The 428-nt window shown below is 56.1% G+C and carries 1 protein-coding gene; it reads left to right on the top strand.

The window, feature by feature from the left end:
- Positions 1 to 110: 110 nt before the first annotated feature.
- Positions 111 to 428 (top strand): ATP-binding cassette domain-containing protein (locus M3185_RS16980; protein WP_251334847.1); only part of this gene is annotated, 318 nt, incomplete at its 3' end.

The raw sequence follows: 428 nt of genomic DNA, 5'->3' as shown, positions 1-428 counted from the left end.
ACCCGTGATACTTCAGGCTGCAGATGCGTTGGCGGCGTCAGCGCCGGTCCAGCGCAAACGTGAGTCAGGCGGGTTAATGACGTGTCACGACACACGAGAAGAGATATTTAATGACCATTGCTCTGGAATTAAAACAGCTCAAAAAAACCTATCCCGGCGGGGTTCAGGCGCTGCGGGGGATCGACCTGCAGGTCGAAGCGGGGGATTTTTATGCCCTGCTGGGCCCGAACGGGGCCGGAAAATCCACGACCATCGGCATCATCAGCTCGCTGGTGAACAAAACCTCTGGTCAGGTCAATGTCTTTGGCTACGATCTGGAGAAAGACGTCGTCAATGCCAAGCGCCAGCTTGGCCTGGTGCCGCAGGAGTTTAACTTCAACCCGTTCGAAACCGTGCAGCAGATCGTCGTTAACCAGGCGGGCTACTAC

It is taken from the genome of Kocuria rosea, assembly GCF_023715525.1.
GTDB lineage: Bacteria > Actinomycetota > Actinomycetes > Actinomycetales > Micrococcaceae > Kocuria > Kocuria rosea_A.
Note: the sequence above shows the minus strand (reverse complement) of the source record. Positions and strands in the feature narration are given on the sequence as shown.